The organism is Mesotoga infera, from assembly GCA_011045915.1.
Lineage (GTDB): Bacteria > Thermotogota > Thermotogae > Petrotogales > Kosmotogaceae > Mesotoga > Mesotoga infera_D.
This window is the reverse complement of the sequence record DSBT01000023.1, coordinates 1-9415: the sequence shown is the minus strand read 5'-3', so window position 1 is coordinate 9415 and position 9415 is coordinate 1. Positions and strand designations below refer to the sequence as shown.

Annotated in this window: 6 protein-coding genes; all 6 read right to left on the bottom strand. The window is 45.8% G+C overall.

Annotation, left to right across the window (positions count from 1 at the left end; all coding sequences use genetic code 11):
• Positions 1 to 1535 (bottom strand): hypothetical protein (locus tag ENN47_00775; protein HDP76725.1); only part of this gene is annotated, 1535 nt, incomplete at its 3' end.
• Between the two features lie 54 nt (positions 1536 to 1589).
• Positions 1590 to 2891, bottom strand: a complete 1302-nt coding sequence (locus tag ENN47_00770; protein ID HDP76724.1) for a sugar ABC transporter substrate-binding protein — start codon at positions 2889 to 2891, stop codon at positions 1590 to 1592.
• Positions 2892 to 2936: 45 nt separating this feature from the next.
• Complete coding sequence (locus ENN47_00765) at positions 2937 to 5177, bottom strand: hypothetical protein (GenBank protein HDP76723.1); 2241 nt, start codon at positions 5175 to 5177, stop codon at positions 2937 to 2939.
• Positions 5116 to 5853, bottom strand: a complete 738-nt coding sequence (locus ENN47_00760; GenBank protein HDP76722.1) for a FadR family transcriptional regulator — start codon at positions 5851 to 5853, stop codon at positions 5116 to 5118. Before ENN47_00760 ends, ENN47_00765 begins: the two co-directional genes overlap by 62 nt.
• Positions 5854 to 6574: 721 nt before the next feature.
• Positions 6575 to 7297: a hypothetical protein gene (locus ENN47_00755; GenBank protein ID HDP76721.1), complete on the bottom strand. Its 723-nt coding sequence runs from the start codon at positions 7295 to 7297 to the stop codon at positions 6575 to 6577.
• Between the two features lie 636 nt (positions 7298 to 7933).
• Positions 7934 to 9301, bottom strand: a complete 1368-nt coding sequence (locus ENN47_00750) for a DUF1254 domain-containing protein (protein HDP76720.1) — start codon at positions 9299 to 9301, stop codon at positions 7934 to 7936.
• Positions 9302 to 9415 lie beyond the last annotated feature (114 nt).

The following is a 9415-nucleotide window of genomic DNA, read 5'->3' as shown; positions in this document are numbered from 1 at the left end:
GGCTTGGCTGCATCAACGATACTCCATCTTCTGAACGCGAGGAACAGCGCAAAACCCATAGGACCGACCGCCCACCAGACAAGGTGGACAAGAGCCGGCAGTAGAAAACCATAACCAATGAAAGTTCGTCTTATCAGTTTGTGAGACTCAATGTTTGTCACTATAAAGACGCTTACTATTACCATTACCAGAAGTACTAGAATTGCTCCAATGGAGAAGAACTGAATAGACAAGATTGAGTTTTCTCTAAGAGTCTCCTCGAACAACACAGTAAAATCGTATCCGCCAATATTCCGGCTTGCATATGTGTGAATCACATCATTGATTTTCGCAGAACCGGTCTCTATTCCATTTACTTGAGAAGATGTGACTATCTCGAGATTCGAAATTCTTCTGGCAGTCAGATTAGAGGCCACCACTTCGCCTTCGTGCTGGATAATGAAGTTTGCTCCCGTACTTCGTCTCGATGTGTCAACGAAATCACCGAAGAATCCTTGGTTCCCCTTCAATACTAAATGATCAGCATCATTGAACCAGGCCTTTGCTCTCTTCAACCCAACGCCTTCGCTAATCTCTCCAAGAGCTTCACCAAAGACAAAGAAGGCGAATGAAGCGATCAGTACGATCGCAGGCAGATGTGCTGTCAGCCCGAATATCATACAAGTACGCTCATTCAGAGCGGCGTGGGATGCCGCCTTCTTGTAGAATGAGAGCAAGACGAGAACGGCAAAAGCGAATGAAGCAAGAGCAGAGATCCACAGAAAAAGCGACAAAGAGGTGTATTTGTCTTCCCAATCCGCGTCGGTTGTGAGAGTTGAGAAGAATCCAATTACATCCCAGTTGTCGGAATCGTAGACCGCAATTGCGTTTATCAACGCTTTGCTTCCTTCAAATGAGATCTTCGCGGATTCTGGTTTTTGGCTATTTATCGTTTTTCTGAAGAGACTACGAATCAAGTCGTCTTCCATTCTGGGCGAATCTCTGGGAACAGCGAAATCATTTTCGTCACCGAAGTAAACGATGAAATCTCTTTCATACGTTTCACTTGCTTTGTCGAGAAGATCGTCAAATCTGTCGAGAACAACCAGAAGGATATTGTCGTCAAGTAGGAGAATCCCAGTCTGAATGTATGTTTCATTACCATAAACGACGAGCTCAGTCTTCGGATATCCAATCGAAAAGGTAAGATTTTCGAAAAACAGAGAGGAAGATAGACTATCCGGCGCAAAATAACCAAAGTCATCAATCAGGTTGCCTGAGTAATCGAACAAGCCAGCAAAGACAACGTCATCTGAAAAACTCCCGAGTACGGCAGTAACTAATTCTGGCCTCTCAATCAAAGGATCCATCTCCAGGTCGATGTATGCCGTCAGATTTTGGTAGTTGAGTTTGAAGCTTCTTAGCAAAGAAGCCTCACTCTCAACTAAGAAGTCATTGAGGCTATTTCTGGCATAGAAATCCAAAATGGCAAATGCCGACATCATCAGAAGGCCAACAAACACCAGTAACCCGACAATGATCTTGTAGTGCCTCAAAGCCATCCCTCCCGAAAACGAGGGGCAGTGCAGACTGCCCCTCAGATGAAGAAATCAGTTCTCACCCTTTTCGATATACGTGTCCATTGTTTCTGCAGCCCAATCCATTGCCTGCTTGACGGTCTCTCCACCTACGTTCATCCTGTCAAATGCCTCTGCCCATGTGTTTTCGAACTGCGGTCTATAGTATTTCGTCTGAGAACCAACCGGGACTCTTGCAAAATCAAGCATCTTGATGAAAGCTGCGTCGAGTTCGTCCTGAGCTGCCTGTAGCTCTGCGATATCCTTTATTGCAGATATTGCCAGTCCGCCTTCGAAACAACGTTTGGTTTGAGCAAATTCGCTTGAGAGAAATGCAGCAAGCTTTGTCGCGCCTGCTTTGTCGGGAGCGTTGACAGGGACCGCCCAACCGGAAGCGTAGGTTACGGTTGCTTTGCTTTCAGGACTTGCGTAAGGTATTGGTGCAGCTCCAACAACTAGGTCGGCCCCCTTGGCAATCTGACCTCTAATTGACACGTTGAACCATCTACCTGTGATTACCATCCCCACTTTCCCTGTATAGAAAAGTGCAGAAGTCCCGCCCAAAGAGCTAGCCTCTTGAGGAGAAGGTGCATATCCCTTTGAGAGGAGGTCGATGAAGAAGCCGTAATTATTCACGTTCAGATCGCTGTTTAGATAACCAGATGTCTGAGTGAAGTCCGGGCTGAAGACCTCTCCGCCGCCTGCCCAAAGGAGTGGTACAACAACACCGACCCATGACGGGAAAGCGAAGCCCCAAACGTCGTTCTTTCCATCCCCAGTAGTGTCCTTGCTCAAGAGACGAGCGGTCTCTGCAAATTCCTCCATTGTCCAGCCATCTTGAGTAGGATAAGGCACGCCAAGTTCATCGAAGACCTTCTTGTTGTAAAATATCCCAATTGGGCTCGTGTCCTTTGGAAGGGCGTACAGGCTCCTGCCCGATCTGAAGATATCGACAAGTACGGGGAAATACTCGTCCAGGTCGGTGCCGCTTGCACCTTCTCTGCTCAGCCTGCTGATGAAAGGATTGATGTCGGTCAAGTAGTTTCCTTCGACGAATGCAGGAATCATCTCGGCATCAAGCAGAATGACATCGGGTGGAGTTCCCGCTCCGATGTCGGTCAGAATTTTCTGGTAATAGTCGCCTGGAACCGGTTCGTAGACTACCTCATACTCCGGATTCAGCCTCATGAATTCGGCAATGATTGCTTCGTCAAGAGCTGCTTCTTCAGCGCCTGCCCAGGTCGTGACTCTGAGCTTGGTTGTTCCCAGTACAAGTGAAGAAAGCAAAATCAGAGCAATCACAAGAGAACCCTTCAGATACCTTGCCTTTTGCATACTCCCACCTCCATTTTGATTACCTGTCCGCTAGAATGCGGGTGATTAATTGATTACGGTTGTTTTCCCGTCAAGCTGAACTTCAACTGCGCCACTATTCGAAGCAACTCTAACTCGCCTTCCTGCAACCTCCAGATTATCGATCTCGAAATCAAGGTCGAAGGGAAATGGATCAATTTCGATTCCATTCTCAGAGATATCAATGCCTACAACGTATCTGATCAGAAGATCGATTACCCATGAATGCTGGTAATCATCGACACCTCTGTAGATACTCGGCCTTCCGTTGAAAGGGTTATAGTGTTCAAAGCAATTCGGTCTTCTTGGATCACCGTCAAAGAACATCATTTCGATGAACTTCTCGATAATCTCAACAGTCTTTTCGCGAAGGAGTGGGTCTTTGAATCTTCTTGCACATATTCCTAGAACGTCTACGATATGGCTGTTTGTCATCGGCCATACTCTTCCGTTCCAGGGGCAGTTGTGTCTTTTGCCTTTCCATTCGGCCCATTGACTGAAAGAGTGATCATCTAGACTTGTCGCTGGTACTGGGTATTCGGTCCAGAACTCTGCTGGATTGAGCAGATGCTTCTTGAGACCAGGAATGTGAGACTCATCTACGATATCCGTTAGATAGGGATAGAAGCATACTGCTGCCTTCACTCCTGTTCTCTTGAAATTGGCTGGATTGACATCTGAGAAGATTTCGTGATCCGGATCCCACATTGTTTCAAGAACGGCCTTCTTCGTCTTCTCGGCGCTCAATTTGAAACGGCTGCTTTCTTCATCAAGACCGAGAATTCCCGCCATCCAGGAGAGCGCCTTCTTGAGGTTGTATACATAGACTGTTGCATCTACGCCTTTAAGCCTTATATTATTCGTCCAGCCGTACCTATCAGACATTGGATCAACGGCAGTGTATCTGCTCATAAACTCCTGTCCTGTCTCGAACTGATCTACTACATCATAGAGTCCGGAGTTCTCCTGATCTCTAGATGAATCGAAGTAGGCTAGATACTTCTTCAGCGGTTCATAAATCCTGCTTATGAAATCAATATCTGGGTGAACACTATGCAGATCCCGAATCGCCCTCCCCCAGTCGGCGTGGTAGAAACCGTTCTCCTGAATTTGGTTAACATAGATATGACCTACGAACGCCCCATCTTCTTTCTGATTCTCCAAGAAGTTCAGCAGACTCCCTTGACCAATACTCGTACTGTTGGACCAGCGGGTTTCCAGGATATGGCATTGTGCGCTGTAAGTGATCAGTGCTCTGAAGTAATCGAGGCCTTCGGCAATTGCCGGATGCTTCATAAATGACTCGCTAACCTCACTTGTGAACAGCTTTAGTCCATACCACCTGTAGTAGTAATATGTTTGCATGAATGGATTACTAACGCGAAACTGAGGCAACGATGCAAAATACCGTTCCCAGGTCTCCGTGCTCTTTTTAACAGGATCTATACTGAGCAGTCTTTCTCCTTTCTTAATAACCTCTTCTTCACTTTGCGCGGCACCAAGACCACAAACAAATACAGACTCGTCCATCGGATCGATAGTGATTCTTCTGTGAACGCCCATGTAGAGTAGGCCGTTTCTGTTAATGCCGTTATTGGTGATTCCGGCCAAGAGCCCTTTCTTGCCAAGTTTCTCGTAGAATGGAGACAATCTGAAATTCGGGATGTTGGCCGTTCTCTCTGAAAAGGTGATGTTGTAGTTCTCCATGGCTTCAAGTGCTAACATCACCTCTGAATCGATTGGTCTTCTGTTAGGTTTTATGAGTTTCTTTCCGAAGCGAATTCCGTTTTTCGCAGGTTCTGCATGCGTTATATCTGTTTCGTGATCACTCTCAGAGCACTGCTGGGCTGTCCAAACCACAACATCCAACTCGATCGGTTCTTCGCCCACGTTCTTGAGCGTCACTTTTGAGAGAAGAAAGTCCTCTTCTAGCAAAGCTTTCTCTTCGATCAATTCAAGATTCTCAGCCGAAAACCTGCTCTTAAGAACTGCCGGGTTCCATGTCCTGTCTACGCACCTAAAATCGATTGGGATTCCATTCTTCATTGTGCTGATTGCATAACCTGGATCAATTCTCATGTCAAAGTAACTCAGAAAATCCCATGCTCCTGGACTATCCAGAAACACCGGAAATGGAGGAGCCCATAGGAGCCTGTTCCCCCCTCCTAAGTACCATTTGTCATCTCTTTCAAGAATCTTAAGTACATCAATCTTCATATGAGTCACTCCTATCAACTTCCTGGCAGTTATGAAGCAGTTCCCTACCATAACCAGTTAGGTCAACTATGTCCTTCTTGTCAAGCTCGATGATCTGATCGTATACTTTCAGTGCACCCTTAACATCTCTGGATGCTATTGCCTCATAGAGGTCCTCATGAAGAGGTAGTCCGGCATCTCCGAAAGTGTCCAGTCCAAGGGGCGACTTCCACAAGATCTCAAGTCCATCAAAGACCACATCGAAAACCTCCTTAAGGAATCGATTGTGAGAGATCTCAAATATCTTCTTGTGGAATGCAGCGTCTGTATTTGCGAGGTCATGCTTGTCTCTTATAGCCTCTAGAAGCCTTTCCATACAGACAGACAACTCTTCAAGGTCATTCCTGCTGAAGTTCGATATGGCAAGGGATATTGCTGACCTTTCAAGAGTGCTTCGCACCTCTATCAAGTCAAGAATGTCCCTGGCACTGTCCGTCTCGATTTCGAAGTTGACATTGAACTGAATTCTTAACTTCGTTCTCTTTAGAACAAAAGTTCCGCTTCCGTGAACGGTTCTGGTTATGCCTTCATACTCGAGAACCCTGAGTGCTTCACGCACAACGGTTCGACTTACGCCCAATCGTTCTGTAAGTTCAAGTTCCCCCGGAAGTCTCTCCAGATCCTCGAGGACTATCATTTTCTTGAGCTTGTTTACTACATCTGTCGCGGTTCGTCTTCTTGCTTTCATAGCCAATTGACCTACCTCAACTTGATTTGTTGTCTACTCACCAGACAACTTATCAATCATATTCTATTACCTCAACCATTGAATACTTCAGACGTACTATAGCTGCCTGCGTTTCGTTAGGTTTATTTGCAGGGGATTATCTAAGAAAACGAATTCCATCTTTACCGAGAAAAATGTTGTTGTCAACAACTATGGGCTTGAGTATTTTGAAGTAAGAAAAGACTTTCGCGAAGAGATAAGGTGAAATTCATTGCAATCAGTTGACCAGCTCCTGTGGTCTGGCGAATAATGGAACCGAAATCAGATGGTTCGTCTACTTCCTCAATGAGAGATAAAACAGTGAAACTGATGAATTCAAGGAACAGAGGTATCATTACCGGAAGACTCATTTGCTTTGCATTATCGAACTGCAATGATAGTCCAAACCGAAGAATATCTCTTGCTTAAGGGCGAACCCTATTTTCGTTCACTCTTAACAGTCAGAAGGGCTTCGCATAATTGACTAGTGCATTGGTGTTCACAAAAAATCGGTAATCTACACTGAAAATACGTTCGCATCAGATGACTACTAATCACTGCACCTGCCTTGATCGCAATGAACCCGACTGCTGTAGGCGATACTGGCACCCCAACTGCTTTATCCTTCTCATTCATTTGCAAGAGAGCAAGAAGCCGGAGTCAAGTTAGTTCTCCGGCTTAAGTAAGCGGTTTTCGAAGACAACTACTTGGCTAACATCTTCTCCATTACTTCAAGAGCCTCGTCAGATAGTAGAATCATGGCCAATCCTTGAGGTGTGATTCTATTCTGCAAGCTCTTCTGCACTATCTCCGGTCTCCTGGCAGTCACCTTCTTAGAAACTTGATTTCTCATGACTTCGAATCTCTCAAGAACATTGGAGTTCTTCAGTCTTTCTTGAGCTTCAGGGGGTAGGTTTTCCATACGCTGTCTCAGTTGTTCAGCTACATTGGGGAGCTTCTCAGCAATTCGTTCTCTAATGACTTCGTTCATTTTGCTTGTATCTAGCCGGTTCGAAGATACCTTCTGCTGAAAGTATTCGGCAAGATTCTCACCCTGCTTGATTGAGATTATAGATTTCAGACCGGTTAGGTAATTCTCCATTATGGAGTGCATTCTAGCCGCAAAAGCTTCTCTTTCAGGAAGAAGAACGGTTTCACCGGAAATTGCCTTCTCCAGAGCGTTCTCAAGAGTACTCGTAATTCTGTCTTTGAGGTCTTCGAGTTCCCCCCGAGTTGATTTTACGAGACTATAAATCTCCTGAAGCTGTTCTGGAGAAAGTTCGACAGCATTCATCACATTTGCTATCTGGATCTGGCGCTGCAGTTCCAAAATGTCTTCATCTAGTCTGCTTCTGAGATGAGGGGCTGCAGTAGCAACGACTCCAAAGATCAACACTAATACCGAAACGACAATTATCCTTTTCATTCTTGCCACCTCCATTTGAATCTAGAACGATTATAGTAATCGATAGGTGGAAGGAATGTGAAATCACTCGATGAAGCCAACTATCGATATGAAAAAGAGCTCATCATTGCCCACAAATCTTCTTTATTGTTCGATTATCTCGTTCCTTTGTTCTTGAATTGCCATCATCACTTAAGCTGGATTATGAACTCCTAACACTCCTGATTTTAGCTCACCGCTTGAGCGGTGGGGGACCGCTTGCTTCTCAAAGATCCGCTTATCAAGAAGCGCTGCAAGCTGAGTACTGTGAAAAGCCAAGAAGCAAAAATAGACCGATTACCGTAGTCTATACCATCCTTCTCTCCATTTGCTCTGTCATCTGCAGTGACGTTATGCAGGATCTGCTTTCTCCCTACTCTCAGTAGTCTCGAATATGGCTTTTCTCGAAGAGGAGCTCTCGGCATTGTTCTCTATCAATCTTGCACTCGTTCCTTCAGAGACACCCTCCGCCGCTGCGTGACCCCTAAGGGAGGACTTAAAATCAGATTCATCAGGAGCTAAACACGTCATTCACGCAAGAGAGAATAGTCAACGTATGAGTGCCGTTGAACTCGCTGACTTACAGGTAATGATGAGGAGAAAGAGGGAACTCTAGCTCTAGTCTGTCAGTCGAGACTTCTTCACTGCGGGTGGACAGTATAGAGGATCGAGTCCCGCAACTGCAGGGATGTAGATCCTCATAGTTATTGTGAACAGTCCATCTGGTGCTGGTAACCAGTTCGCCTCTTTGTCCGGTCCCGGTGATTCGTGCTGCAGGTAGAGTACTAGCGATCCATCTTCTTCATAGATCAACTCAGATCTGTCTCCTATTGAAAACCTGTTCAGAGAATTCGAAACCATCATCTGATCCATGTCATACATGGTTATTGACCAGAATCCCCTGGGATCAACCGGCGGCATCTCTTCCTTCGAAAATGAAAGCTTGTAATTGAATCTCGAAGCATCCAGAAGATCTCCGTCGCTGTCAACACTGCAGCTAGGGTAATAGGCCTCTTCGAGATCATTTCCGAAAAGTCCTATGTGAGCAGCGGCAGCCCTAACAAGATACATTCCCTGCATTCTCTCTCTATCGCCGAAGATTCGTTCGGACATCGTCCATCCATTTCTGATCGTTCCCAAAACGGAACCCGGATTGTATATAGAGGCACGAGCTTCGGCAATTCCTGAATCAATAGCTTCTCTTACCGGTTCGGTCAGGCTGGACGGATCGAACGGATAATCCGGACCAATCCCTATTCTCGAGAAGCTACCGATTAGGTCCTTCTCTGAAGGATGAATCTCCAGCTGACCAAGAAGGAAATTGAAGTATGCAATGAATCCGATAGAATCAGCAGCTTTTTGGTCAAAAGGAAGAAGAAAATCGTCCAGAAGAGGGGGCGAGACATCGCCAGCAAAATCACTCAAAGGTCTCAGAACATAATTCTCCTGTATCTCCAGCACTTCTTCGAGATCTCCCGGTAACTCGCTATTCACGGCTGTCCTAACTAGGCAGTAGACGAAGTTCCCCTCGCTAACGAAAACTCTCTCAACATCTGAAGGTACTTCTCCTTCCCAGTTGGGTCCTGCAATCATTATTGTCAATGGATCTGAGCCGGTGACTCTAGTACCTGCGTAAGCAAAGTTATGAGTGTACATGTCTATGAACTGGAATGAAAAGCAGCGATTGGGGACAGGCGGAATCTCCACCACAATGGGCTCACTTCTCAGGTCAAGCCAAGCAGACGAATACAGTGTGTCGTTGTTTGAGCGCACGATGAGTCTGCTATGGGGACCGAACAGGCTCTTAACGTGAGTGAATGAGTTAAATCCGCCTCTTTCCGTTACCTGAACATACATCGTTCGGTAGTTCTCGAGCATCGGATAGGCAAAAACATACGCCTCTTTCGCCAATGATTTTGCTTCGTTAGGATCATTTGTTAGATCCTGCTGCAATGCAAAGGCTGATAAGACGAGCATCAGAATCATTGACCACGAAAGTAATGCTTTCCTCACAAGATACAACCCCCTATCTCCAAAAGCGACTAGGCCAACAATTGCCTAACCGGAGCGTTTAAAATAATCCTGAACAGAATCTCCTGT